The sequence below is a fragment of the Streptomyces sp. WAC 01529 genome (assembly GCF_003945545.1).
Taxonomy (GTDB): Bacteria; Actinomycetota; Actinomycetes; order Streptomycetales; family Streptomycetaceae; genus Streptomyces; species Streptomyces anatolicus.
Map to the genome: position 1 here is coordinate 2491349 of NZ_CP029617.1, position 26537 is coordinate 2517885.

Consider the following 26537-nt stretch of genomic DNA (forward strand, 5'->3'; position numbering starts at 1 on the left):
CCGTCCTCAGCGCCGCGCGGCGCGCGTCTGGTCGGCGAGTTCGCGCAGGCGCTCGGGCGAGACGGTGCCGCCGACGGCGATGGCCTCGGCCCGCACGTCGTGCAGCAGTGCCTCCAGCGTCTCCGTGTCCAGATCGGCACCACCCTCGCCGAGGGCGTGGGCGATCACACCGCGGCCGGAGTGCTTGCCGACCAGCAGCTTGCGCTCGCCGCCCACCAGTTCCGGGGAGTACGGCTCGAAGGTGGAGGAGTCGCGGAGCATGCCGGTGGTGTGGATGCCGGATTCGTGGGCGAAGACGTTGGGTCCGACGATCGGCTGCCACGGCGAGGCGGGAATGCCGCAGGCCTCGGAGACCAGGCGGGACAGGGCCGTGAGTTGGGTGGTGTCGATGCCGAGGTCGACGTCGTACCACTGGCGCAGGCTCAGCACGACCTGTGCGAGATCGGCCATGCCGGCCCGCTCCCCGATGCCGTTGACCGTGACGTGGAAGTAGCGCACGCCTGCTTCTATCGCCGCCAGGGTGTTGGCCACCGCGAGGCCGAAGTCGTTGTGGCAGTGGGCCTGGAGGTCGATGTCGGCGACGCTGTCGATGGCGCGCACCCGCTCCGCGTACTGGCTGGGCGACAGGATGCCGATGGTGTCGGACAGGCGGAGCCGGTCCGCTCCCGCCTCGGCGACGGCGACCGCGTACTCCTTGAGGAAGTCGGGCTCCGTGCGTCCGATGTCCTCCGCGCTGATGCTGACGAAGCAGCCCTGGTCCTTCGCCATCTTCACCATGTCCTGCGCCGTGGACAGCAGCCATGTGCGGTCCCGGCGGACCGAGTTCTTCAGGTGGTTGTCGGAGGTGGGAAGGCCGATGTGGATGGCGCGGAAGCCGAGGTCGATGCTGCGCTGCACGTCGCCGCGCACACCCCGGTTCCACCCGATGAGCGTCACCTCGTCGCGGCGCTCCAGCATCTCCTTCAGGGCCCGGACCTCCTCGCCTCCCATGGTGGGGATCCCGGGCTCGATCCACCGCACCCCGGCGTCCACCAGGGCGTTGAAGATCTCCACCTTCTTCTTCGCCGACAGAGCCACGCCGGGGGTCTGCTCGCCGTCGCGCAGGGTGGTGTCCTCGATGATCAGGTCGTCGCGCATGCTGATGCTCTCTTTCCGTCTATCGCTGAGCGGAGGTCACGTACTGGTTCTCGGGACGACGCAGTCCCAATTTCTGCCGAAGGGTGCCGGGTGTGTAGCGCCGTTTGAATACTCCGTGGCGCTGGAGCCGGGGCAGAATGTTCTCGGAGAAGTCGTTGAGGCTCTCCGGCAGCAGCGGAGGCATGATGTTGAAGCCGTCGGCGGCGCCGCTCTCGAACCACTGGAGCATTTCTTTGGCGACCGCGTCATAGCTGCCGATGAGGGTCAGATGGCCGCGTGCGGTGGTCATCTTCTCGTACAGCTGGCGTATGTTGAGCCGCTCGCCGTAAGCGAGCTTCTCTATCAGTGCGCGCCGGCTGGTGTTGGCGTTGCTCGGCGGCAGGTGCGGCAACGGGCCCTCGATGTCGCAGGATGACAGATCGAATCCGCCGACCAGGTCCGAAAGCATGCTGAGGCCGAATTCAGGACGGATGAGCGACTTCAGCTCTTCGACTCTGTCCTGCGCCTCGCTTTCGTTCCTTCCGGCGTAGACGGTGAGGCCCGGAAGGATGATGATTCCGGGGTTGAGCCGTGCGTGGCCGGCCGCCCGCTTGTCGAGGTCTTCCGCGAAGGCGACGGCGGAGTCCAGGTCCGGTTGGGCCGTGAACACCATCTCGGCGGTTCTGGCGGCGAGTTCCCGGCCGGCATCGGAAGACCCGGCCTGCACTATCACCGGATATCCCTGTGGCGGGCGGGAGACGTTGAGCTCCGCTTCGAGTGAGAAGAAGCTTCCCCGATGGCGCAGCTTGTGCCGCTTGGCGGGATCGTAGAAGCGGCCTTGCGCCTTGTCCGCCGGAAAGGCGTCGTCCTCCCAGGTGTCCCAGAGGCCGCGCACCACGTCGATGAACTCCTCGGCCCGGCCATACCGGTCCGCGTGCGCGGGATGCGATGCCAGCCCGAGGTTGCCGGCGGCCGCGAGTTTGGACGTGGTCACCAGGTTCCAGGCCGCCCGCCCTCGCGAGATGAGGTCGAGGCTGGCGTACTCGCGGGCCAGGTTGTACGGCTCCTTGTATGTCGTCGAGGAGGTCGCCACCAGACCGATGTGCCGGCTGACCATGGCCAGCGCACTCATCAGTGTCAGCGGTTCGAAGAAGGTCACCCGGCCCCCGAAGCCGGCCTGGTCGTCGTTGAAGACGGCCGGTGCGTCGGACAGGAACAGGGTGTCGTACAGGTGCTGCTCGGCGAGCCGGGTCACTTCGACGTAGTGGTCGAGGTTGCGGGTGGCGGTCGGATCGCTCGTGGGGTGCCGCCAGGAGGCGGCATGGTGCCCGGTGCCGTACGAGACGTAGGCACCCATGATCATCTGTTCCCTGCGCTGTGCGGGCATCGCGACGGCTCCGGTGGGTCAGTGGCGGGGGGCGCGCACGATGGGCCGCTTGTCCTCGGGCATCGAGAGGATCTTCGAGGTCTCGATGCACACCTCGCCGGCTTCGAGTGCCCGGCCGTGGTCGAGGATGCGGTGACTGACCTCTTCCATGGCCCGAGTCGCCGCGCGCAGCATGTGGTTGGCGTAGATGATCAGGCGGAAACCCGCCTCGTGAAGCTCTTGCTCGGTAACCGAGGGATAGGCCGTCGGAATCGACACCAAGGGGATGTGCGGATACCGCTTTCGCAGCTCGCGTGCCAGATCGAGCACGAGGGACTCGTCCGCGCTGCGGCTGTGAATGACCAGGCCGTCCGCCCCGGCCTCGACATAGGCTCCGGCGCGGTCGAGCACCTCTTGTCTCGGCAGTCCCGTGATGAGCCCTTCGAGCCGAGCGATGATCATGAAGTCGGTGCCGGCCTGTGCGGCCTTCCCCCGGGATATCTTTTCGCAGAACTCCTCGACCGGGGCCATGGTGTGCAGACCCTTGCCGGGCAGCAGAGAGTTCCGCTTTTCCCCGCTCTTGTCCTCGATCACCACGGCCGATACGCCACGCCGCTCCATGGCCCTGACCAGATATTCGAAGTGGCTCACCCGTCCGCCCGTATCCCCGTCCATGACGAGAGGCAGGGTGCTCACCGAGAAGATCTGATCGATCCAGGACAACCGCAGATTGCTGTCGAGCAGTTCGATGTCAGGAAGGCCGCGCAAGGCGGAGTCGGTCAGCGAGCTGGACCAGAATCCGTGGAAGCTCCTTTTCGTCGGCCCTACCCCCTGGGCGTGCTCCGCGATGACCGCTGAAAGCGGGCTGTGCACTTCCAGTATGCGTACGAACTTCTCCCGGGAGAGGGCCTCCCGAAGTGCCGCCAAGCGAATCTCGTTACCTACGCTGGAAATACTCACAAGCACTCCCTGACGACGATCCTGCCTCCGGCTCCGGTGCACTCCGAGAACCACGCTTTCCTGCGCCACTTTCTCGCGGATCGCGCTTCCCGCTCTCGGAGTTGGGAGGCGGTGACAACAAAAGCGGTGATCGTCTGGCGCGTCAATGATCTCCTCTTCGCGCACCCGACCGGTGGAATACTTTGCGCCACCGGCCGAACCTGCCGGGGTCACGCGGAGTCGCGGACTTTACCCGAATTCGGGAACTCTCTTACCTTCCCTATACATCTAGATGGTTGATCAATTGACGTAACGCTACGTTCACCTTCCCGCCCCCACCTCTACGTGTCCGGGCACCGGGCTCCACATGGCCGGATTCGCACGTCGAACGTGTCCGCGTGGCGCGAGGCGCAGGGGTGAACACGGCACTCCCTCGCGCGGTTCCGCAGACGCGGGCCGGCTCTGCTGGCTAAAATTCCTTGCTGTGTAGGGGAGTTGAGTATCGCTGCGCCTTGTTGCGGCGACATCGGGGGGCGCGGTGACAGAACCACTGAGGGTTACGCCGTCGGACGGCTGCGAGATCGATGACTGGAGTGCCGTCAAAGACGCGCTGCTCGGGGTGGTCCGCCACGCGGATCCCGCGGCGGGCGAGAGCACCTGCCGTGCCGAGGGGAAGTGGCATGCTTCCGTCGCGAGCGTCGAGGTGGTCAAGCGGCTGGCCGGTGGCCGTGGCGGCGCGCAGGTTCTGGAGATCATCACCCGTCGGGACGGCAACCGGCAGCCCACGCTCCATGTGGCGAAGCTGATGGACGTGGGTGAGGCCGTCAAGGAGTGGAAGGGGTACAGGCGGCTCATCGCCACCTGTGACAGCAACATGTTCGTGGCTGTCACGGCGGTCAGCCAGGGGGTCGCCGAAGAGCGTACGTGGGAGGCCCGCAAGAGCGTCGTGGTGTACCGGCACGCCATGGACTGGGATCACCGTGCAGAGGTGAGCATGGTGGCCCTGGAGGACGTGATCGCCGCCGCCGTGGACGGGCACACCCCTGAGGATGAGTGTGCCGGGCTTGTGCGGCAGGTGCTCGCCTCGCTGGCGGACAGCATGTATGCCCGCGCCGAGACGCAGGAAAGGCAGCTGGCGGCGTCTTTCAACCGTTCTCTTGGCTTTGATCTCTGCCTGTCGGTGGGCAGAGTCGAGGGGCGCGCCGGTGACTTGCTCCTGATGGACGGCAACGCCGATGCCGAGGACAAGGAATCACGGCGGATCTACTCCGATGACGTGGCGGAGGAATCCACCGCGACGCCCGGTGCGAAACGTTCCCTGACTCCCGGCCAGACGGTGCGGCTGTCCCTGAGCAATCTTGAGGTGAGTGACGACGAGGTCAGAGGGACACTGGTCGAGAGTGCGGTCCATGTGCGGGTGAAGCTGGTGGGCTCCGCGAAGGCGGCCGCGAGTCTGAAGCGCATCCGTCAGGAGCAGGCGAACCGCAGATCCGTGGAGGTGCTCGGTCTCATCACGGCCGTGCGCGCGCAGTCGTGGTCGACAGCGATGGCTCGCGCGTTCGGACCGGAGGCCTTCACCGAGACGGAGGCGGCGATCACCTACGGGGAGACGCGTATCGCGCATCCGGTGGGACGCCTGGCATCGGTCCTGTGGGGGCCTGCCGACAAGCGGTCGTTCTCGCCGGTCCACCGCGACCTCAATCCGCGCAACATCATCACTCTGGGCACGACTCCCTATCTGATCGATTTCGCGACGTTCGAGGAGTCGGGGGCGACTCTCCAGGATCCGGCGTGGCTGGAGACCTGCTTGGTCCGGGACTGTCTCGCGGACCGGCTGACGTGGGACGAGTTGGTGCGTCAGCAGCGTCTCCTGGGCTTCCTGGTGCGGATGACCGCGCACTGGGACGGCGATCGCGTCCGCGCGGCGGCGGAGCAGGTCGCCCAGGCCTTGACGACCGACAACCCACGCCTGGGACGGAGCCTGCTGCTCCTGTGGCAGGTGCGCGGCACGCTCACCGAGACCTCGCTGCGGGCCGTTCTCGGTGATTGGCGTGTGCACTATCCACAGCACTTGGTTCTGGCCGCCTGCAAGACCCTGAAGTGGGCGGAGAACGCGGATGAGGTGGCCAACCCCCATCGTTTGCGGGCGTCGTGCGCCGTGGCCGGGGTGGCGAGTGAGAGTCTGGGACCGCTCGGCGAGATGTTCGCCGACTGGGCACCGGGGGACGCGGCTCTCGCCTGCGAGGTCCTGCTGGATGCCGGTGAGGCGATTTCCTCGGGCGCGGGAGATCTGCTCCTTGCGGTGTCCTCCCGGGTGGAGGACCGCGCGTTGCTGGCCCGTGTGGCACAGGGACTGCGGAGACTGCCGTCATCAGCCCTGTCGGAGGCGCGCCAGGCGTTACTCCTTCGCCACCTGAAGGGGCCGGATGCCCCAGCGGGAAAAGCAGAGAGGCCTGACCCGAGCACGGGGCAGGCCGATGATCTCTCGTTCACCTACATCGCTCTGGAGGGCCACCGGTTGCCGCCGGGGGCCCCGTGTGTGCAGCAAGGGCACGGCGCGTTGTCGGCCGCGTCCGAGGACTGTGTCGCCTTGGTCGAGCGTGAACAGCATGTGGTGCTGTTGTCCGATCCGGGAGCGGGAAAGACGACGGTGGCACGTGAGTTGCATGTGCGGCTGCTGTCGGACGACGTGGTCCCCGTCAGCGGCCCACTGCTGCCGCTGTGGGTCTCTGCCGTCGGTGTCATCGAGTTCTTGCGCGCCTCCAAAGAGCCGACGACCGTCCACCGGTTCCTGCGCGTGGCCAATGGTCTGCAGAAGGTGCTGTCGGACGCGTGTCTGGCGGCGTTGATCGCCATGGGCGGGGTGCATGTCACCGTTGACGACCTGGACCTGGTCGACAGCCGCGAGCGCAGCCAGATCATGGTCTATCTGGCCCAGATAGCCCGCAAGGCTCCGAGGCTCAGACTCCTTGTGTGCGACCGCATCCGCGACTACGACCCGATGGTCCTGCGGTGGCCCGCGGTCGCCGTGCACAAGGTCCGTGAGGGACCGGCCCGGGACTTCTTGCGGGCGGTGCTGCGCAAGCGGGACAAGCACGGCTGGAAGAACCGGTTCAAGAACCTTGAGGCCCGCCTGTTCCGGGACGTCGGCGCCGGGGCGCTGCGCGATCTGGCCGGCAAGCCGCAGTTCCTGAACATGCTGGTCGACCAGTACGCGGGCACCGACGTACTGCCGTCCAACCCCGGCGAGTTGGTGCACCGCTATCTCACCCGGCTGCTCAACGACTCCGCATCGAGCGTGCACGTCGATGATCTGATCCGGCTGCTGGGAGCGATCGCCAAGAAGCTCGACGCGTCCGGCGCGCTGCGCAAGGCGGCGGCCGAGGCCGCGCTGGAGAAGGTGGCCGAGGGACAGGGCCAGGAGCGGTTACGGGAACTGCTGGCCACGCCCTGTCTGGACGAGGTCGCCGGACGGGTCAGCTTCCGTGATCCCCTGGTGCAGTCCTACTGCGGTGCGGTCGCTCTGCAGCGGTACCCGAAAGAGGCTCTCAGGACCGTCACGGACTACGTCCTGCGGTACGGGTGGAGAGAAGCGGCCGTCTTGCTGGTCACCGATCCGGAGACGGCGGAGACGACGACCGAGGCCGTCGTGCGGGCGGGGGTCATCGCCAGCCCCTGGTACGGGGCTCTGCTGATGCAGGCCGCCCCGGACAGTGCGGTCATCGAAATCATCCGTGACACGTTCCTGCGGGAGCAGAAGGACGTTCTCCGCTCCTCGGACAGCGGCGTCCCTGCCTGGAAACGCTCCGCGTACGCCCTGGCCAAGTACGGGGACCGGGCGGCTCTGGAGATCCTGCGCGACACCGCTCTGGCCGCGGAGGTATCCACCGACGCCGCGGAAGCCGCCCTGGACGGCCTGGTGATGATGTACCGGTGGTTCGTCCCCGATGCGAACACCTACCTGCAAGAGGTGCTGACCGCTTTCCTCGACGCCCCGGCCGAGCGAACACCCCGGCATCCGCGGCTGGTCACGCGGGCTCTGCGCAGTATCCAGGTCGCGGAGCTGCACAGCCTCGTGGGCCTGGCCTGGGACCGGATCGCCGCCCATGAGCCCTGGGAGGTGCACTCCCAGGCGTGGGAGACGGTGACGCATCTGGGGGTGCGGCCGGACCGGTCCAGAACCCGTGCCTACGCGGACGCCTGCGGTGAGCGGCTCCTGCGACTCGACGCGGAACTCAAGGAGACGGCCGCCACGGAGACCACGCAGCTGCTGGACTCGGAGCGGCTGCGGCTGCTCACGCACCTGGCGACGTGCGGTCGGCTGGAAACCGTCCTGGCCTACCGGTTCCGGTTCGGACTCGCCGACTACCGGGACTGGCCGCAGCTCATCGACAGGGCGGCCGCAGCGCAGCACTCCTTCCAGTGGCACGGGGCGGCGGCCCCCACCTTGCTGCTGACCTCGGATGTCCTGCGGGGCATCAACATGGCGTCCGAGCAGTGGAAGAGGATGCTGTCGCTGGGAGACGACTCACTGACCGCACTGGCCGCGCACCATCTCCTCGCGGGCAACGTCGACGTCGACGAGGCCTGTCTGCGGGACATGGTCTCGACAGGTACCAGCAAGGCGCTCCTGATCGCGTCCGCGTTCGTGCACAGTCTTCCCCAGCAGATGCACAGCATCCTGCCCGCACTGCTCGCCCCCTACCTCGACGAACTGGACACCGAGTCGTTGGAGGCGGTTGCCGCGCTGGTCAGCGCCACCGAGCACCTGCACGCCGAGACGGGACGGCAACTGGCCTGGCGTGTCCACCGCACCTTGCTGGCACAGAATCTGGACCGGGCGGCCCTCCACTGGCCCTGGTCGGTCACATGGCGGCGGGCCCTGCTTCCCCGGGCGGAGATCGGCGACTTCCTCACGGCGCGGGCGGAGCAGAGCGAGCAGACCGGCCCGGCCGGCCCGGCCGGTCAGGACGGTGCCGAGGGCGCCCGCGACCGCGAACTCCTGACGCTGCTGGGCAGTGCCGATGTCCTGTTGGACGCCCCTGCCGTCAAACCGGTCTCCCTGTCGCAAGACGCACGCCGAGAGCTGGCCGCCCTGGCCAAACGGACGGCCGCCAGTGGCGTGCGCGGACACAAGTTCGTGCTCCTGGCCGCGAGTACCGGCCTGTACGAGGAACTCGCCTTTGTGCAAGAAGCGGCCTTCGATCCGTACAACCTCTCGACAGTCATCCGCCACTCGCACGGCGTGCACGGCAGCGTCGAGGTCTCCCTCGCCGCCCATGCGATCACCGCGGTGGGCTATCTGTCGCGGCTCAAGGCCAAGGATGACCCGGGCTACAACGCCAAAGAGGACATGGATGAGGTGAAGAGCATGGACCTTGCGCTGATCGCACAGCACCCCAGCCTGGCACGCGCCCGGCTCATCTCACTGGGGTACTGGAGCGTCGAACCTCTGCGGGACGCGCTGCCCACCGAGGATCCGATCCTGCTGGCCGCACTGGGCAACATCGTGCACCACTGGCTCCCGGGATCGCAGCAGGAGGCCGACGCGCAACGCAGCGACATCGCCCGCTGGCTGCTGCGTGCGACCACCGAGATGCCGCTCACTCCGCAGACCCGCGGAACCCTGACCGACCTGCGGCTGAGCATCGAGGACAGGCTGGGACGCTATGTCAACTGACCACCGGCTAGAGACCCATCTCCGTTTTCGCCGCCGCCACCACCTTGCGACGCAGCTCCGACACCCGAGCCAGGGCGGCCCGCCGGGCTTCCCCGGGCCCCGCTTCCGCCACGCCCCGTTGCTGGCGCAGCAACTCCTCGCAGGCCCGCAGCACATTGCCGGACGCCAGCAGACGCAGCCTCGTCAGTTGGCTGCGCATCTCGGCGTAAGCCTCCGTGGCACCGGCCGGCGGGCGCTCGCTCTGCCCGGACTGCGCATGAAAGAGGTCCGAATGCTCCCAACTGGCCTCCAGGAACGCCACGAACGCATCCGTGAGGGCGTCCCGCACCCAGAGCCGATGCTCACGGCGTCCTCCGACCACCGTCGTCACGATCAGCGTCGCCGCACTGGTCAGCGCCGCCGCCCACGCCGCCCAGACCCCCAGGTTCCCCATGGCCGCACTCTCTCTCACCACTCCACCCCCACACGGGTGTATTCCCGTGCAAATGCTGTCCTACATGCGCCGCCGTCGTTGGACCCAGTGCGCTCTGGCGCGATCGTCCGACATGCGGGACAGTCCAAGAAGTACGCATGCGAGTCACGCTCCGACGCACCATCATCTGCGCGCCGGACAGGGGGGACGCTCCATGGGCACTTCTAAGGACTTCTTCGCACTCTCCGCCGCCGGAATCGGTGCGATGGCCTGGACGAGGTTCCTCGAAAGAGCCATGGTGGGTCTCTTGTCGCGGTCCGAGAGGCTGGGCCAGCCCACCGCCCGCCGGGCACTCCAGCGGCATCTGGAGTACACGCTGCCGGGCACCGCCCGCCCCGACGGGCTCGAGGCGTCCGGCGCCGACGAGCTCGCACACATCGTCCACCGCTGCGCACAGGACGACCAGACCGGCGAGAAGACCGACTCCCTCACCCGGGCGGTCCTCGCCGTGACCGGTGACGCGGAGATGGTCTCGCAGCTGAGGCTGCTGAGCGATCTGAATCTGGCGCGCACCCGCTTGTCCCCCGCCGAACTCAGCTCCCTGTACGCGTTGTTGCAGGAGTGCGAGGCCGACATCCATGATGTGGCGCGCCTGGCGCTCGCTCCCTTCCCGCCCCGCCTTCCCGAGCACTGCACGGACCCGTGGAGCGTGACCCTGCACCTCCTGCGCCGCAACGCCCAGCCGGACGGGCTTCCGCCCTTCCTGGCCTTCCTGGAGTACCTTGCCGCCTCCCTCACCTCCGGCGACGAACGGCGACGGCTACAGGAGTGGAATCGCGCGCACGCGGCGGACCGCGGGCTCGTGGAGCCCCTTGAGCGGTGCCGTGCCGCCGCGCGTCCGATTCCCCGTCGGGCGGGCTCCGCACCGGAGCCTCGCATCATGTTCGTCCTTCTGCCGGACGGACTGGACGAGGACTACTGCACGTTGCGCGTGTGGCACCAGCAGGAGCAAGTGGTCAAGGACGACGATGTGCGCGTCCGTCATTCGGATCTGCATCGTGCCGTACGCCAACGCCTCGCGCACTGGACGGCCCAAAGGAACACAGATCACATCCTGGTCGAGTTCTGGCTCGGCCTCACCCTGCTCAATCTCCCGGTCGTGCGCTGGTGCATGCCCGAGGACCATGACAACAGTGAGAGCAACCTACGTGTCGTCGTACGCAGCCTGAACCTGCGCCCCGAGGACGAGCGCGCCTGGCGCGCGCACTGGTCAGGGCTCATCGCGCAGAAACGTCCGACCCGGCCCGCGCTCTGCGCGGCCGGGTCGAACGACGCCCCCTTACCTCCTGGACGCCCGCTGATCCTGGCCGAACCACCCGACCATGACGCCGGCCGCGAGCAGCTGCTCGCGGCGCTCCGCCAGGGAGTGGCGGCCGTGATGTGGGATCTCGGCAACGCCGACCGCCAGGATTTCCGCGCCTACGCGGAGAGACTCTTCGACGAAGCGCCCTTGTCCCAGCTGCCCATGCGGCTCGCCCGGGTGCAGACCGCCCGGGACGGCAGCCCTCAGGCTCAGGCCCTGCAGGACGCGGTCCTCATGTGGGACGATCCGGACCGGAACCTCCCCCGGCTCAATCCCCTCACAGCCCCCGACGAGGTCGCGATACGGTGACTCTTCCCGAGGACCGCTGGCTGATCACCGCCTCACCCCTGCAGAACGCGATGCCGACCTGGCGCAATTCCGCCCCTTTCGTGGCCGAGTTCACCGAACCGCCCGCCTGCTGGGAAATAAGCTCGCAGGCCCCCGCCATGGAAACCGTCATGGCTCCGCTCAACCTGCTGGCTCAGCTCGAAGGACCGCTCGAGCACCCGGACAGCGGCGTGTACGAGATCCCCCTTGACCCCTTTGCCCTGTCCTTCTCCCCCGGCTGGGACCTCGTCCTCGTCGTCGACACCGGCCTGACCATGCAGGCGTGGTTCTCCACCGCCAATGCCATAGCCGCCTGCGCCCACGACCTCCCGCTCTTTCGCAGCGTGCGCGTCATCCGCATGAGCAACAGACAGGGGAATCCGCCCTCCTTCACTCCCGACGCGAGTTCGCTCTCGGCCGCCCCGGCGGACGCGAGCCGGCGCTGCATGATCCTGTTGCTCACCGATGGCGTCGGCCCGGTCTGGAAGCGCCAGGAGCTCTTCGCCCTGCTGGGCGCGTGGACCGTCCATCACATCGTGGCCATTCTGCAGACGCTTCCCCACCCCGCGTGGGAGCTGGCCGCCCTCTCCACCCGCGCCGCCCGCCTGCGGGCCCCCGAGCGCGGCTGCACCAACCGCGCCCTGGTCAGCCACGACAGCGAGGAACAGGACGCCGCCGAGGCCAAGCTTCCTGCCGCACCGCTCATCCCGGTCCTGGAGCTGCGCAAGCGATGGGTGGAGCAGTGGGTGCGTCTGCTGCTGTCGAAAGCCCGCGTCCATCAGCACGTCGTGGAGTTCCCTCCCGACCTCGCGGAGAGCGCTGTAGCCGCCCCGGGCACCTGCCTCGGGGGCACCGCCCAAGACGTCTTCATCCCCGGCCAGGCAGGACCGTCCGATCCGCCTCTGACGGCCAGCGAGCGGGTGGCCGCCTTCGAGACCGCGGTTCCCGAAGGCACCTTCAGACTCGCCATACGCCTCGCCATGGCACCGCTCAACCGCTACGTGATGGACCTCATCGCCGACAAGTCCCATCCTTTCGCGACCCCGAGCGACCTGTCCCGCATCCTCACGAGCAACCTTCTGGTGGCCTACGAACAGCCGGCCGACAAGCCCAGCTCCTACGGCCGGGTCACCTTCGACTTCGCCGACGGGGTACGCCAGTGCCTCCTGGCCCAGAGCGATTCGACCCAGACCTACCAGACCGCGGACCTCCTGGAGCGCTACCTGCCGCAGGTGATGCCCGCCCTGGCCGGATTCGCGAGCCGTCTGCGCAAGCCCCGGCCGGAAGCACTGCCCGCGGTCACCCTCCAGAACCTGCCGTACCTGAGAGTGGAGGCGAACCTGCTCTCGGCCCTGTCCGCGGAGTCAGCCGCCCACCGGGCCACCGCCGACCATCTCCGCACCACACTCACCACCCACCAGGCGGGTACCCAGCGCACACCGGGCGGGTGACGTCGTCCGGCCATCAGCACCGCACATGGTCTCGGCCGCAAGGGGCCGGTCAACGATCTCTGGCGTGTCGCTGCAAAGAGAGCGACCGCCGCAGGCGCACAGTTGACGCAGGTGGAATCGTTCCTGCGCCCTGACGCCGTGGTGGGGCGGGTGGGACTCGAACCCACGGCCGACGGATTATGAGTCCGCTGCTCTAACCGGCTGAGCTACCGCCCCTAACGGCGCGTCGCGCACATTTGTGCGCGCCGTCTGCCGCAGCATAGCCGCTCATACGATCTCCTGCTTCGGATGGTCGGCATCGCTGTGGCATCGCCCGTCCATGAGGACCGCAGGGCTGTCCACATGGTTCCACCGGGCACGAAAAAGGACCCCGGAGAGATCTCTCAGGGGTCCTTCCTCACAGCTCTCCCGACTGGACTCGAACCAGTAACCTGCCGGTTAACAGCCGGCTGCTCTGCCAATTGAGCTACAGGAGACCGAGCTCCCCCGACTGGACTCGAACCAGTAACCTGCCGGTTAACAGCCGGCTGCTCTGCCAATTGAGCTACAGGGGATCGTCTCGTTTTGCATCGAACGCACCTAGCTGGGAACTCTCCGGGCGGCGGGCGCTCGCTGCGACACATACATTAGCGCAAGCAGGGGGGTGCTCCGCCAATCGGTATCCCTCAGCCGATCATCAGGCGAGTGGCAGACGAGGCAAGGGAAGGGTGGCAGCCATGCGGTACCGGCTCACATTCGTGGCGGGACTGGCCCTCGGGTACGTACTCGGGACCCGGGCCGGGCGCGAGCGCTACGAGAAGTTGAAGAAGTCCGCCCGCGAGATCGCGCAGAACCCGGCCGTGCGCAACACCGTCGAGTCCGCGGGCCAGCAGGGCCGCGAGGTGGCGGGCAAGGCCTTCCACACGGTGTCCGAGAAGGTCGGGGACAAGATGCCCGACTCGGTCGCCGACCGGGTGCGGTCGCTGCGCGAGCGGGGACAGAGGCCCGGCGAGGACGACTGGGGCACGACCAACACATAGCGACCGGCCCGCAGTGATCACGGGTAGCGAACACAGGTACGGGACACGCCCCGCGGTGCGGCAGAATTCCCCGCATGGGGATAGTCGCAGGGTTGGACAGTTCGCCCGATTTCACTCGCATCGTCGTCTGTGACGCGGACACGGGCGCCGTACTCAAGCAGGGCTACGCCCCGCACCCGCTGGAGAGCGCCGAGGGTGGCGGGCGGCCGGCCGACGTCGATCCGCAGGCCTGGCTCCTCTCCCTCGGCGAGGCCGCGGGCGGCGGGCTGCTCGAAGGCGTGCAGGCCATCGGCGTCTCCGCCCAGCAGAACGCCCTCGTGCCGCTCGACAGCCACGGCAACACGGTGCGCCCCGCGCTCGTCGGCAACGACCGGCGGGCGCAGGTGGCCGCCGTCGACCTGATCGACGCCCTCGGCAGCCGCGAGGCCTGGGCGCAGGCCGTGGGGTGTGTGCCGCAGTCCGCGCAGCCGGTGACCAAGCTGCGCTGGCTCGCGCGGACCGAGCCGGAGGCCGCCCGGCACGTGGCCGCCCTGATGCAGGCCCCCGACTGGCTGGTGTGGCAGCTCCTCGGCCGCCCCGCGCGGCGTACGACCGACCGCGGCGGGGCCTCCGGCACCGGTTACTGGTCGGCGGCGACCGGCTCGTACCGCCCCGATCTCGTCGAACTGGCCCTCGGGCACCAGGCGATGCTGCCCGAGGTGATCGGTCCCGCCGAGCCCGCGGGGACCACGCCCGAGGGGCTGCTGATCTCCGCGGGGACCGGCGAGACGATGGCGGCCGCCTTCGGGCTCGGGGTGCGGCAGGGCGACGCCGTGGTCTCGCTCGGCGCCTCCGGCTCGGTGATGGCGGTGCACCACGAGGCGCTGGCCGACCCCTACGGGATGATCACCTCCCTCGCGGACGCCACGGGGCTGCATCTGCCGGTGGTCCACACGATGAACGCCGTGCGCGTGCTGCGCGGCACCGCCGAGATGCTGGGCCTCGCCGACCTGGAGGAGCTGTCCGCGCTGGCGATGAAGTCGACGCCGGGCGCCCACGGCCTCGTACTCCTCCCCTATCTCGAGGGCGAGAAGACGCCCAATCTGCCGCATGCCGCGGGGACGCTGACCGGGCTGCGGCGCGAGTCGATGAAGCCGGAGCATCTGGCGCGGGCCGCGTTCGAGGGCATGCTCTGCGGGCTCGGGGACGCGCTCGACGTACTGCGTGCGCGAGGTGTGGAGGTGCGGCGCGTCTTCCTGCTGGGCGCCGCCGCCGAGCTGCCCGCCGTGCAGGCGGCCGCCCCGATGCTCTTCGGTACGCAGGTCGTGGTGCCGCAGCCCGCGGACTACGCCGCGATCGGCGCCGCGCGCCAGGCCGCGTGGGCGCTGACCGGTCAGCTGCCGCTCTGGCAGGGCGCCGCGGCGCAGGTCTTCGAGGCGGGCGAGGAGCTGGCCGTGGGCCAGGCGGTGCGGCAGCAGTACGCGACGGTGCGGGAGCAGGCGCACCCCGGGGCGTTCGCCTGAGAGGTGCAGACCTCTCTCCCGCCTCGGATGGGCCCACTTTTTACCCAGGCTGATTTTTGACTCGGTCATGGGTTAATCGCTTGCACCCCGAGGGGTCAGGTGTCGCAGGATAGGGACGACCTCGCCCACGTGCCGACACCCGACTCCTCGAGAGACCGAGCGTGCTCATACGACTCCTGCGGACGCACCTGCGCCCGTACAAGAAACCGATCGCCCTGCTGGTGCTCCTGCAGTTCCTGCAGACCTGCGCCTCGCTCTATCTGCCCACCCTGAACGCCGACATCATCGACAACGGTGTCGTCCAGGGGGACACGGGTTACATCCTCACCTACGGCGGCATCATGATCGCCGTCACCATCGTGCAGATGGTCTGCAACATCGGCGCCGTCTTCTACGGCGCGCGGACCGCCTCCGCCTTCGGGCGCGACGTGCGGGCCGCCGTCTTCGACCGCGTGCAGTCCTTCTCCGCGCGCGAGGTGGGCCAGTTCGGCGCCCCTTCGCTGATCACGCGGACCACCAACGACGTCCAGCAGGTGCAGATGCTGGCCCTGATGTCGTTCACGCTGATGGTGACCGCGCCCATCATGTGCGTCGGCGGCATCGTGATGGCGCTCGGCCTGGACGTGCCGCTCTCCGGGATCCTTGTCGCCGTCGTGCCCGTGCTCGGCGTCAGCGTGAGCCTGATCGTGCGGCGGCTGCGGCCGCTGTTCCGCAGCATGCAGGTACGGCTCGACACCGTGAACCGCGTGCTGCGCGAGCAGATCACCGGCAACCGCGTCATCCGCGCCTTCGTCCGTGACGCGTACGAGAAGGAGCGGTTCCGTAAGGCCAACGCCGATCTGACCGACGTATCGCTGGGTACCGGCAAGCTGCTCGCGCTGATGTTCCCGATCGTGATGACCGTCGTGAACATCTCCTCCGTCGCGGTGGTGTGGTTCGGCGCCCACCGCATCGACGACGGCGGCATGGAGATCGGCGCGCTCACCGCGTTCCTCGCCTATCTGATGCAGATCGTCATGTCCGTGATGATGGCGACCTTCATGTTCATGATGGTGCCGCGCGCGGAGGTCTGCGCCGAGCGCATCGAGGAGGTCCTGGACACCGAGAGCAGTGTGGTGCCGCCGGCCGATCCGGTGCGTGAGCTGCGCAGCCACGGGCACCTGGAGCTCCGGGGCGTGGGCTTCCGCTACCCGGGCGCCGAGGAGCCCGTCCTGAAGGCCATCGACCTGCTCGCCCGGCCCGGCGAGACGACCGCCGTGATCGGGTCGACCGGCAGCGGCAAATCGACGCTGCTCAGCCTCGTACCGCGACTGATCGACGCGACGGAGGGGCAGGTCCTGGTCGGCGGCGTGGTCGTGGCCACGATCGAGCCCGCGCTGCTCGCCAAGACGGTGAGCCTGGTCCCACAGAAGCCGTACCTCTTCGCCGGCACGGTCGCCACCAACCTTCGCTACGGCAACCCTGACGCGACGGACGAGGAGCTGTGGCACGCCCTTGAGGTCGCCCAGGCCAAGGAGTTCGTGTCGGGCCTGGAGGGCGGCCTCGGCGCGCCCATCTCGCAGGGCGGCACGAACGTGTCCGGTGGTCAGCGCCAGCGCCTGGCCATCGCGCGCACGCTGGTGCAGCGCCCGGAGATCTACCTCTTCGACGACTCCTTCTCCGCGCTCGACTACGCCACGGACGCGGCGCTCCGCAGGGCCCTGTCCCGGGAGACCGCCGAGGCGACCGTGGTCATCGTCGCCCAGCGGGTGTCCACCATCCGCGACGCCGACCGCATCATCGTGCTCGACGAGGGCCGGGTGGTGGGCACCGGAGGCCATCACGAGCTGATGGAGAGCAATGAGACCTACCGGGAGATCGTCCTCTCCCAGCTGACGGAAGCGGAGGCCGCGTAATGGCTGGTCCTGGCGGACCGATGATGGGCCCCGACTCCCGGTCGATGGATTTCAAGGGCTCCGGCAAGCGGCTGCTCGCGCAGTTCAAGCCGGAACGGGCCACGATGTACGGGATGCTCGCGGCCGGAATCCTGAGCGTCGCGCTCTCCGTCCTCGGCCCGAAGATCCTCGGCAAGGCGACCGACCTGCTCTTCGCGGGCATCGTCGGCCGTGACATGGACGGCGACCTGACGAAGGAACAGGTCATCGAGGGTATGCGCGCCAAGGGCGACGGCGGCATGGCCGACATGCTCACCGGCGTCGACTTCACGCCCGGCGAGGGCATCGACTTCGGCGCGATGGGCGAGGTCCTGCTGCTCGCGCTCGGCACGTTCCTGGCCGCGGGCCTGCTGATGGCGGTGGCGACGCGGCTCTCCAACCGCGCCATCAACCGGACCGTCTTCCGGATGCGTGGCGACGTACAGGAGAAGCTGTCGCGGCTTCCGCTGTCGTACTTCGACAAGCGGCAGCGCGGCGAGGTGCTGAGCCGTGCGACGAACGACATCGACAACATCAACCAGACGCTCCAGCAGACGATGGGCCAGCTCATCAACTCGCTGCTGACGATCATCGGCGTACTGGTGATGATGTTCTGGGTGTCGCCGCTGCTCGCGCTGGTGGCGCTGGTCACCGTGCCGCTGTCGTTCCTCGTGGCGACGAAGGTCGGCAAGCGGTCGCAGCCGCAGTTCGTGCAGCAGTGGAAGACCACCGGCAAGCTGAACGCGCACATCGAGGAGATGTACACCGGGCACGCGCTCGTAAAGGTGTTCGGCCGGCACGAGGAGTCGGCGAAGGCGTTCGCCGAGCAGAACGAGCAGTTGTACGAGGCCGGGTTCAAGGCGCAGTTCAACAGCGGTGTCATGCAGCCGCTGATGTTCTTCATGTCGAACCTCAACTACGTGCTCGTGGCCGTGGTCGGTGGTCTGCGCGTCGCGTCCGGGTCGCTGTCGATCGGTGACGTGCAGGCCTTCATCCAGTACTCGCGCCAGTTCTCGATGCCGCTCACGCAGCTCGCCTCGATGGCGAACCTCGTGCAGTCGGGCGTCGCCTCCGCCGAACGGATCTTCGAGATCCTCGACGCGGAGGAGCAGGAGGCCGACCCGGTGCCCGGCGAGCGGCCCGAGAGGCTGCGCGGGCGCGTCGAGATGGAGCACGTCTCCTTCCGCTACGCCGAGGACAAGCCGCTCATCGAGGACCTGTCCCTCGTCGTGGACCCGGGCCACACGGTCGCCATCGTGGGGCCGACCGGTGCGGGCAAGACGACGCTGGTCAACCTGCTCATGCGGTTCTACGAGGTGACCGGCGGGCGCATCACCCTGGACGGGGTCGACATCGCGAGGATGTCGCGGGACGAGCTGCGGACCGGGATCGGCATGGTCCTCCAGGACACCTGGCTGTTCGGCGGGACCATCGCGGAGAACATCGCGTACGGCGCCGCGAAGGACGTCACGCGCGAGGAGATCGAGGAGGCGGCGCGGGCCGCCCACGCGGATCGCTTCGTGCGGACGCTGCCCGACGGGTACGACACCGTCATCGACGACGACGGCACGGGCGTGAGCGCGGGTGAGAAGCAGCTCATCACCATCGCGCGGGCGTTCCTGTCCGACCCGGTGATCCTCGTGCTCGACGAGGCGACCAGCTCCGTGGACACGCGGACCGAGGTGCTCATCCAGAAGGCGATGGCGCGCCTCGCGCACGGGCGCACTTCCTTCGTCATCGCGCACCGGCTCTCCACGATCCGCGACGCCGACACGATTCTGGTCATGGAGGACGGGGCGATCGTGGAGCAGGGGACGCATGATGCCTTGCTGGCGGCCGGTGGGGCGTATGCGCGGCTGTACGCCGCGCAGTTCGCGGAGGCCGTTGCCGAGGTCGACTAGGGGCGTCGTGGGGGCTCGGGGGCGTTTGCGGGTGCTGGTCTGGTGTGGCTGGTCGCGCAGTTCCCCGCGCCCCTTCGGGGCGCTTCACCTGCGGGGCGCGTCGGCTGCGGAGTGCTTCAGTCCAGGTAGCCCCTCAGTTGGTCGGCGAAGGCGTGGTCCCTCAGTTTGTTGAGGGTCTTGGACTCGATCTGGCGGATGCGTTCGCGGGTCACGCCGAAGATGCGGCCTATCTCCTCCAGCGTGCGCGGGCGGCCGTCCGCCAGGCCGTAGCGCAGTTGTACGACCTTGCGTTCGCGCTCGCCGAGCGTGGAGAGGACCGCCTCCAGGTGCTCGCGGAGCAGCAGGAACGCCGCCGACTCCACGGGGGATGCCGCGTCGCCGTCCTCGATGAGGTCGCCGAGCGCGACGTCGTCCTCCTCGCCGACGGGGGCGTGCAGCGAGACCGGCTCCTGCGCCAGGCGCAGCACCTCGCTGACCCGCTCCGGGGCCAGGTCCAGCTGGGCCGCCACTTCCTCGGGCGTGGGTTCGTAGCCGCGCTCCTGGAGCATGCGGCGCTGCACGCGGACGACGCGGTTGATCAGCTCCACGACGTGTACGGGTACGCGGATCGTGCGGGCCTGGTCGGCGAGGGCGCGGGACATGGCCTGGCGGATCCACCAGGTCGCGTACGTCGAGAACTTGTAGCCCCGGGCGTAGTCGAACTTCTCGACCGCCCTGATCAGGCCGAGGTTCCCCTCCTGGACGAGGTCGAGCATGGTGAGCCCACGGCCCACATAGCGCTTGGCGACCGAGACGACCAGGCGGAGGTTGGCCTCGATGAGACGGCGCTTGGCCATCCGGCCCATGACGACCAGCTTGTCCAGGTCCAGGGCGAGTTGGGAGTCCAGGTCAGGGGTATTGCTCAGCTTCTCCTCGGCGAAGAGACCCGCTTCCACGCCACGGGCCAGCTCCACCTCCTCCGCCGCGGTGAGCAGGGGGATCCGGCCGATCTCGCGCAGGTACTGGCGGAACAGGTCGGAGGAGGGGCCGCCGGTGTCGGCGCGGCTGCGGGGGGCGGGGAGATCGAGCGTCTCCGGTTCGAGGGCTTCCGGTTCGGGGGCTTCCGGTTCGGGGGGCTCGACGGGGGCGGTCTCGGCGGGGGCGGGTGCCTCGGGGTCGGGGGGCTCGGCGAGGGCCGGTGCCTCGGATTCGAGGGTCTCCGGGTGCCGGGCGGCGCGGCTCTGTGGAGGGACCGCCTCCAGGACGTCCGTTTCCGCTTCCGCTTCGGCGCGCGCGGCGGTCTCGGTCTGGGTGAGGGTCTGGGTCTGCACGGGGGCGACCTCCAGGGTGATCGCTGCTGAGGCGTGCGGCAACGGGAGAGGGACCACGGCCTCGCCGCTGTCCGTCCCGGACACGATGAGTGGAACCGCGGGGGTCTCGGGCCCGCTGTCTGCGGGCCGGCCGCGCTCCGAGGACTCAGGCACCGGAACCCAGTGTGGGGTACGACACACGGCCGCCACGAGGGGCGTGCGGTGACTTTTTGAGTCCGGTCCGTGACCGCGTGGTTACCCGACGGGTAGCCCTTGGCCCGAGGGCCACACCTCTAGAGCGCGTCGGCTCCGCGGTCGCGCAGCGCCTGGCCGTACTGCTGGAGGACCCACAACTCGTTCTGCACCGCGGTCAGTCGCTGTGGGTCACCGCCCGCGCCGAGGCGGGCGAGGCTGCCCTGGACGTCGCGGATGCGGCGGTCGACGGCGCGCAGGCGGACCTGGACGAGCTGCGTGCCCGCGTACACCTCGTCGACGGTCTTGCGCAGGATCGCCTCGACGGCCAGCTCGGTGACCATGCGGCGCACCGTGTCGTCGGGCGCCGCGTCGAGCACGCGCGCGAGGTAGGCCTGCGCGTCGGTGATGCCCGCCTCGGCGCCGCCCGCCTCCTCGATGCACTGGCGCACGGCCGCGTAGGGCGGGGCGGTGAACTCGTCCGCTCCGTACGCGTCGAAGGCCGGGGAGACCAACTGGGGGTACTGCAAAGCGAGTTTGAGCAGCTCGCGCTCGGTGCGGTGGGCGGGGCTGCGCAGCGTGAGCGCGGGGCCGCTGGGTGGGGGCGGTCCTTGCGCGTACGTCTGCTGGGGCCTGCCCTGCGGCTGCGCGGGGCCCCGGCCGCCGCGGTCGCGGGCCCAACGGGCCAGCTGGGCCACGCGCTTGACCACGAACTGGGTGTCGAGGATGCCGAGCATGCCCGCGAGCTGGACGGCCACCTCGTGCTGCGCGCCGGTGTTCTTGATGCGGGCCACCACGGGCGCCGCCTCGTCCAGGGCGGCGGCCCGGCCGGCGGGGGTCTCCAGGTCGTACCGCGAGACGATCTGGCGCAGCGCGAACTCGAAGAGCGGTGTGCGGGGCTTGACGAGGTCGGCGACCGCCTCGTCGCCCTTGGCCAGGCGCAGCTCGCAGGGGTCCATGCCGTCGGGGGCGATGGCGATGTACGTCTCGGCGGCGAACTTCTGGTCGTCCTCGAAGGCGCGCAGAGCGGCCTTCTGGCCCGCCGCGTCACCGTCGAAGGTGAAGATCACCCGCGCCGAGCCGTTGTCCATCAGGAGGCGGCGCAGGATCTTGATGTGGTCGCCGCCGAAGGCCGTGCCACAGGTCGCGATGGCGGTGGTGACGCCTGCGAGGTGGCAGGCCATCACGTCCGTGTACCCCTCGACGACGACCGCGCGGGAGGCCTTGGCGATCTCCTTCTTGGCCAGGTCGACGCCGTAGAGCACCTGGCCCTTCTTGTAGATCGGGGTCTCGGGGGTGTTCAGGTACTTCGGGCCGTTGTCGTCGTCGCGGAGCTTGCGGGCGCCGAAGCCGACGACCTCGCCGCCGATGTCGCGGATGGGCCACATCAGGCGGCCCCGGAAGCGGTCGATGGGGCCGCGGCGGCCTTCCTGGGAGAGGCCGGAGAGGGTCAGCTCCTTGTCGGTGAAGCCCTTGCCGCGCAGATAGCGGGTGAGGTGGTCCCAGCCCGCGGGGCTGTAGCCCACGCCGAAGTGCGCGGCGGCGGCCTGGTCGAAGCCGCGCTCGGCGAGGAACTTGCGGCCGATCTCGGCCTCGGGGCTCTCCAGCTGGTCCACGTAGAACTGAGCGGCGATCTTGTGGGCCTCGACCAGGCGGATGCGCTCGCCGCGCTGGTGGCTGGGGTTGTACCCGCCCTCTTCGTACCGCAGCGTGATGCCCGCCTTGGCGGCGAGGCGCTCGACCGTCTCCGAGAAGGTGAGGTGGTCGATCTTCATCACGAAGGCGATCGTGTCGCCGCCTTCCTGGCAGCCGAAGCAGTGGAAGAGACCCTTGCTCGGGCTGACCTGGAAGGACGGGGACTTCTCGTCGTGGAAGGGGCACAGACCCTTGAGGTTTCCACCCCCGGCGCTGCGCAGCTGGAGGTAGTCGGAGACCACGGCGTCGATCGGGACCGCGTCCCGAACCGCCTTCACGTCCTCGTCATTGATCCTGCCTGCCACGTACGAATACTACGGCTCGCCTGTGACACTCCCGCCCGGCCGTCACGGCCGACGGCGTCTTCGGCGGGCCCGGCCGTCACGACAGCAGCGACTCCAGGGGGACGGACGGGTCCGCGAGGCGCTCGACGTCCGGGCGCGCGCCCGTGCGGATCAGCTCCTGCATGGTCTCCGTGACGTCCCACACATTCACGTTCATCCCCGCGAGCACCCGCCCCTCGCTCAGCCAGAACGCGATGAACTCCCGCTTGCCGACGTCACCGCGGGCCACCACTTGGTCGTACGAGCCCGGGGGCGCCCAGCCCGAGTACTCCAGGCCCACGTCGTACTGGTCGGAGAAGAAGTAGGGCACGCGGTCGTAGCGGACGTCCTGGCCGAGCATGGCGCGGGCCGCCGCGGGGCCGCCGTTGAGGGCGTTGGCCCAGTGCTCGACGCGCAGCCTGGAGTCGAAGAGCGGGTGGTGCGGGGCGGCCACGTCGCCCGCGGCGAAGATGTCGGGGTCCGAGGTCCGCAGGGAGGCGTCGACGACGATGCCGCCGCCGTGCGCCCGCTCGACCAGGTCGAGGCCCGCGGCCTCGGCGAGCGCCGTGCGGGGGGCCGCGCCGATCGCGGCGAGCACGTCGTGCGCGGGGTGCTCCTCGCCGTCGTCCGTCTGCACGGCGAGCACCATGCCGTCCTGGCCGACGATCTCCGTGAGGGAAGCCCCGAAGTGGAACCGCACGCCGTGCTCCGCGTGCAGGTCGGCGAACATCTGGCCGACCTCGGGGCCGAGGACGGCGTGCAGCGGGGTCGGCTCGCGCTCGACGACGGTGACCTCCGCGCCGTACTCCCTGGCGGCCGCGGCGATCTCCAGGCCGATCCAGCCCGCCCCGGCGATCACCAGGTGGCCGTTGTCCCTGCCGAGTGCCGTCAGGACCTGCCGGAGGCGGTCGGCGTGGGCGAGGCGGCGCAGGTGGTGCACGCCCGCGAGGCCGGTGCCCGGGACGTCGAGGCGGCGTGGCTCGGCGCCGGTGGCGAGCAGCAGCTTGTCGTAGTGGATGACCGCGCCGTCGCCCAGGCGCACGCTCTTGGCCTCGCGGTCGATGGCGACGACGGGCTGGCCGAGGTGCAGTTCCACCTCGGCCTGCGCGTACCAACCGGGTTCGTGGACGAAGACGCTGTCGCGCTCCTCCTTGCCCAGGAGGTAGCCCTTGGACAGGGGCGGGCGCTCGTAGGGGTGGTCGCGCTCGTCACCGACGAGGATCACCCGGCCGGTGAAGCCCTCGGAACGGAGGGTCTCGGCCGCCTTGGCGCCGGCCAGACCTCCTCCCACAATGACGAACGTCTGATGCGCGTCGACCACTTGATGCCTCCTTGCCGGGGGACCGGGGGTGGACCCCGGAAGAACACAGGCTTGCCGCCACAGGGAGCGTCCCGCACGGAGCGTGAGGGGGGAAGGGGGCGTCGCCCCATCCGGCCACTTTCCGTCACGCCCCGTGGTCACGCCAAGCTCACTCCAAGGTCACGTACCGCTGTTCCCGCTGCCCTGTCGTCCGGCCGTCAGTCGGGTGTGCAGCGCGCGGGCGGCCGCGTCCGTGAGGGACGCGATCTGGTCGATCACCACGCGCTGGGCCGTGCGGTCGTCGTCCGCCGCGTCGTACAGGGCGCGGAACTGCGGGTCGAGTCCGTCGGGGGCGCGCGTGGTGAGCGCCTCGGCCAGCTCGGCGACCACGATGCGCTGGTCGGCGCGGAGCCGCTCCTGTGCGGGGCGCTGCATCACATAGCGGTCGGCGACGGCCTTGAGCACCGCGCACTCGTGGCGCGCCTCGCGGGGGACGACGAGTTCGGCGGCGTACCGCGTGAGGGGCCCCTTGCCGTACCGCACGCGCGTGGCGGTCTCCGCGGCCAGACAGAAGCGGCCGATGAGCTGGCTGGTGGCGTCCTTCAACCGGGCCTGGGCGACGGCCGATCCGTCGTACCCGTGCGGCCACCACTCCTGGTCGAGGAGGCGGTCGAGGGCTTGGGCCAGCTCTTCGGGGTCGGTGTCCTCGGGGACGTAGCGTCCGAGGGCCACGGCGTAGATGTCCTGGCGCTCGGGCTCGGCGTGCAGGGCGTTCGGGTCGATGTGTCCGGCGTGCAGGCCGTCCTCGAAGTCGTGGACCGAGTAGGCGACATCGTCCGACCAGTCCATGACCTGCGCCTCGAAGCAGATGCGCTGCCCCGGGGCCTCCTTGCGGACCCAGTCGAACACCGGCCGGTCGTCCTCGTAGACCCCGAACTTCGAGGAGTGCGGGTCGGTGGGGTGCGCGCCGCGCGGCCAGGGGTACTTGGTGGCGGCGTCCAGGGCGGCACGGGTGAGGTTGAGGCCGACGCTGACCAGGTCGCCGGTGGCCTCGGAGCGGACGAAGCGCTTCGGCTCGATGCGGGTGAGCAGGCGCAGCGACTGGGCGTTGCCCTCGAAGCCGCCGCAGTCGGCCGCCACCTCGTTCAACGCCTGCTCTCCGTTGTGCCCGAAGGGCGGGTGGCCCAGGTCGTGGGAGAGGCAGGCGGTCTCCACCAGGTCGGGGTCGCAGCCGAGGGCCGCGCCCAGCTCGCGGCCCACCTGGGCGCACTCCAGGGAGTGCGTCAGCCGGGTGCGGGCGCTGGCGTCCCAGGCCTGGCTGCGGGTGCCGGGCGTGACGACCTGGGTCTTTCCGGCGAGGCGGCGCAGCGCGGCGGAGTGCAGCACGCGCGCGCGGTCGCGCTGGAAGGCCGTGCGCCCCGGCCTCTTGTCGGGCTCGGTGGCCCATCGCTCGACGGCCGCTTCGTCGTAGGCCCCGTAGGCGTCGTAGGCGTCATGGGTGCCGTGGGCCTCGTGTCGCGCGTGCGGTCCTGTGCCGTTCGTTGCCGGGCCGTTCGGTGCTGTGCCTTCCATGCACCGACAGTAGACGCAAGCAGTGACAAAGAGGGTTCTGGCCCCTCGTCAGACCGCGGTCAGGCGGCGCTGTTCGGCCACGGGCGGGGAGGTACGGGCCTGGTCGTAGCGGTGCAGGACGAGGCGGGCGAGCGTCGGGTGGGCGCCGAGCGGGGCCGCGGCGATCCAGGGCGCGGCGGCGGCGCTCTGGGTGGCGAAGCGGCCGGGTGCGGTGAAGTAGGCGGCGACGGCGACGCGGGTCCTGCCCTCGTCGGCCAGGGTCTGGAGCGCCTCGGGCACGGTGCGGGCGCAGGCGGCGGTGGGCGCGGCGTAGGCGGGGACGACGGGGACGCCGAGGCGGTCGGCGAGCAGCGCGGCGGCGGCCTCGGTCCCGGCGGCGGACTCCGGGTCGCGGGAGCCCGCGGCGGCGAGGGCGACGGCGTGGTGGCGGCGCGCGGTGGCGCCAAGGGGCCGCGCGGGCCAGCCCGCCTCGACGAGCCGGGTGTGCAGGGCCTCGGCGAGCAGCGGGTGCGGGCCGAGCGGGGCGGCGACGCGGGTGTCGAGGTGGGGTGCGTCGGCGGCGGCCGCCGGGATGTCGTGCTTGACGTGCTGGCCCGGGCTCAGGAGCAGCGGTACGAGCACGGCGCTGCCGCCCGGCTGCGCGGCGAGGGTGTCGGTGAGCAGGGGCTCGTTCAGCTCGATGTGCCCGAGCCGGACGGGGAGGCCGGGCCGTTGCTCGCGGATCCGCTCGGCGAGGGCCGTGACGGTGGCGAGGGCGCGGGGGTCGCGGCTGCCGTGGGGGACGAGGATGAGCGTGGGGCGGGTGTGCGGGTGGGGGTGCGTGTGGGGATGCGTGTGGGGGGTGGGGCGGGTGGCGGGGCGGCGGTTGCCGTCGGGTGAGACGAGGCTGAGCCTGCTGCCGAGCTGACTTGCGATGCGGTCCATGAGTTGCGCCGTACTGTCGAGGTGAGTGCTGCCGGACTCGTCGCGAAGAGGGTTCGACGGCGTCATGAACCGAGGATGGCCGGGGCAGATTGCGGGGGCGTTGCGTGGCCGTGACGGCTGTTTTCGCCGGGCTCACGGCGGTGCTCTCGGGGTCGTGTACGTCGGGGTCGCGCACGGGAGTTGGGTCAGGGGCGAATCAGGGGCGGGTCCGGGTTGCGGGGCCTGCCGGATGCCGGCGGGGTCACTTACGGTT

At 69.6% G+C, this 26537-nt stretch carries 16 protein-coding genes and 3 tRNA genes; 7 read left to right on the plus strand and 12 right to left on the minus strand.

Annotation, left to right across the window (positions count from 1 at the left end; translation table 11 throughout):
- Positions 1-6: 6 nt before the first annotated feature.
- Genes DMA15_RS11180 through aepX form a run of 3 tightly spaced genes read right to left on the minus strand, consistent with a single transcriptional unit; the run spans position 7 to position 3442 of the window.
- Positions 7-1137, minus strand: coding sequence for a hypothetical protein (locus DMA15_RS11180; protein ID WP_125512621.1), 1131 nt, complete (start codon positions 1135-1137; stop codon positions 7-9).
- Positions 1138-1156: 19 nt separating this feature from the next.
- Complete coding sequence (locus DMA15_RS11185) at positions 1157-2503, minus strand: LLM class flavin-dependent oxidoreductase (protein ID WP_346428909.1); 1347 nt, start codon at positions 2501-2503, stop codon at positions 1157-1159.
- 18 nt (positions 2504-2521) lie between these two features.
- Positions 2522-3442, minus strand: coding sequence for a phosphoenolpyruvate mutase (gene aepX / locus DMA15_RS11190; RefSeq protein WP_164551731.1), 921 nt, complete (start codon positions 3440-3442; stop codon positions 2522-2524).
- A gap of 517 nt (positions 3443-3959) precedes the next feature.
- Here aepX and DMA15_RS11195 point away from each other — a divergent pair.
- Positions 3960-9101 carry a hypothetical protein gene (locus DMA15_RS11195; RefSeq protein ID WP_125512623.1) on the plus strand — a complete coding sequence of 1714 codons (5142 nt, stop codon included), beginning with the start codon at positions 3960-3962 and terminating at the stop codon, positions 9099-9101.
- A gap of 7 nt (positions 9102-9108) precedes the next feature.
- Here DMA15_RS11195 and DMA15_RS11200 read toward each other — a convergent pair whose 3' ends face one another.
- Entirely contained in the window at positions 9109-9534 is a 426-nt protein-coding gene (locus DMA15_RS11200; protein WP_125512624.1) for a hypothetical protein, read from the minus strand.
- Positions 9535-9727: 193 nt separating this feature from the next.
- Here DMA15_RS11200 and DMA15_RS11205 point away from each other — a divergent pair, with 193 nt between their 5' ends.
- Both DMA15_RS11205 and DMA15_RS11210 read left to right on the plus strand, forming a co-directional pair.
- Positions 9728-11185: a hypothetical protein gene (locus DMA15_RS11205; protein WP_125512625.1), complete on the plus strand. Its 1458-nt coding sequence runs from the start codon at positions 9728-9730 to the stop codon at positions 11183-11185.
- The gene (locus DMA15_RS11210) at positions 11182-12654 is read left to right on the plus strand and encodes a hypothetical protein (RefSeq protein ID WP_125512626.1); all 1473 of its coding nucleotides are present in this window, start codon (positions 11182-11184) and stop codon (positions 12652-12654) included. The genes DMA15_RS11205 and DMA15_RS11210 overlap by 4 nt, the downstream gene beginning before the upstream one ends.
- Before the next feature lie 139 nt (positions 12655-12793).
- Here DMA15_RS11210 and DMA15_RS11215 read toward each other — a convergent pair.
- From DMA15_RS11215 to DMA15_RS11230, 3 genes are all read right to left on the minus strand, one after another.
- Positions 12794-12870 (minus strand) — tRNA-Ile (locus tag DMA15_RS11215).
- Positions 12871-13057: 187 nt separating this feature from the next.
- A tRNA-Asn gene (locus tag DMA15_RS11225) sits at positions 13058-13130 on the minus strand.
- A 5-nt stretch (positions 13131-13135) separates the two neighbouring features.
- Positions 13136-13208: transfer RNA gene (locus tag DMA15_RS11230), tRNA-Asn, on the minus strand.
- Between the two features lie 162 nt (positions 13209-13370).
- On the opposite strand from DMA15_RS11230, the gene DMA15_RS11235 reads away from it, so the two are divergent.
- The 4 genes from DMA15_RS11235 (at position 13371) to DMA15_RS11250 (ending at position 18989) form a co-directional block, all read left to right on the plus strand.
- Positions 13371-13673 (plus strand): YtxH domain-containing protein, encoded by a 303-nt coding sequence (locus DMA15_RS11235; RefSeq protein WP_125512628.1) that lies wholly within the window; start codon positions 13371-13373, stop codon positions 13671-13673.
- Positions 13674-13747: 74 nt separating this feature from the next.
- Positions 13748-15175, plus strand: coding sequence for an FGGY family carbohydrate kinase (locus DMA15_RS11240; RefSeq protein ID WP_125512629.1), 1428 nt, complete (start codon positions 13748-13750; stop codon positions 15173-15175).
- A 161-nt stretch (positions 15176-15336) separates the two neighbouring features.
- Positions 15337-17070 (plus strand): ABC transporter ATP-binding protein, encoded by a 1734-nt coding sequence (locus tag DMA15_RS11245; protein WP_125512630.1) that lies wholly within the window; start codon positions 15337-15339, stop codon positions 17068-17070.
- The gene (locus DMA15_RS11250; protein WP_125512631.1) at positions 17070-18989 is read left to right on the plus strand and encodes an ABC transporter ATP-binding protein; all 1920 of its coding nucleotides are present in this window, start codon (positions 17070-17072) and stop codon (positions 18987-18989) included. The genes DMA15_RS11245 and DMA15_RS11250 overlap by 1 nt, the downstream gene beginning before the upstream one ends.
- A gap of 116 nt (positions 18990-19105) precedes the next feature.
- Here DMA15_RS11250 and DMA15_RS11255 read toward each other — a convergent pair whose 3' ends face one another.
- From DMA15_RS11255 to DMA15_RS11275, 5 genes are all read right to left on the minus strand, one after another.
- Positions 19106-20452, minus strand: coding sequence for an RNA polymerase sigma factor (locus tag DMA15_RS11255; RefSeq protein ID WP_125512632.1), 1347 nt, complete (start codon positions 20450-20452; stop codon positions 19106-19108).
- Between the two features lie 119 nt (positions 20453-20571).
- Positions 20572-22470, minus strand: a complete 1899-nt coding sequence (gene dnaG, locus DMA15_RS11260; RefSeq protein ID WP_125512633.1) for a DNA primase — start codon at positions 22468-22470, stop codon at positions 20572-20574.
- 76 nt (positions 22471-22546) lie between these two features.
- Entirely contained in the window at positions 22547-23809 is a 1263-nt protein-coding gene (locus DMA15_RS11265) for an FAD-dependent oxidoreductase (RefSeq protein WP_125512634.1), read from the minus strand.
- A 159-nt stretch (positions 23810-23968) separates the two neighbouring features.
- Entirely contained in the window at positions 23969-25360 is a 1392-nt protein-coding gene (locus DMA15_RS11270; RefSeq protein ID WP_125512635.1) for a deoxyguanosinetriphosphate triphosphohydrolase, read from the minus strand.
- Between the two features lie 48 nt (positions 25361-25408).
- Entirely contained in the window at positions 25409-26350 is a 942-nt protein-coding gene (locus tag DMA15_RS11275) for a CbiX/SirB N-terminal domain-containing protein (protein ID WP_125512636.1), read from the minus strand.
- Positions 26351-26537 lie beyond the last annotated feature (187 nt).

Coding starts and splice junctions, on each gene's coding strand:
- DMA15_RS11180 (WP_125512621.1), bottom strand. CDS start 1,137: ATGCGCGACGACCTGATCATCGAGGACACCACCCTGCGCGACGGCGAG.
- DMA15_RS11185 (WP_346428909.1), bottom strand. CDS start 2,503: ATGCCCGCACAGCGCAGGGAACAGATGATCATGGGTGCCTACGTCTCG.
- DMA15_RS11200 (WP_125512624.1), bottom strand. CDS start 9,534: ATGGGGAACCTGGGGGTCTGGGCGGCGTGGGCGGCGGCGCTGACCAGT.
- DMA15_RS11205 (WP_125512625.1), top strand. CDS start 9,728: ATGGGCACTTCTAAGGACTTCTTCGCACTCTCCGCCGCCGGAATCGGT.
- DMA15_RS11235 (WP_125512628.1), top strand. CDS start 13,371: ATGCGGTACCGGCTCACATTCGTGGCGGGACTGGCCCTCGGGTACGTA.
- DMA15_RS11240 (WP_125512629.1), top strand. CDS start 13,748: ATGGGGATAGTCGCAGGGTTGGACAGTTCGCCCGATTTCACTCGCATC.
- DMA15_RS11250 (WP_125512631.1), top strand. CDS start 17,070: ATGGCTGGTCCTGGCGGACCGATGATGGGCCCCGACTCCCGGTCGATG.
- DMA15_RS11270 (WP_125512635.1), bottom strand. CDS start 25,360: ATGGAAGGCACAGCACCGAACGGCCCGGCAACGAACGGCACAGGACCG.
- DMA15_RS11275 (WP_125512636.1), bottom strand. CDS start 26,350: ATGACGCCGTCGAACCCTCTTCGCGACGAGTCCGGCAGCACTCACCTC.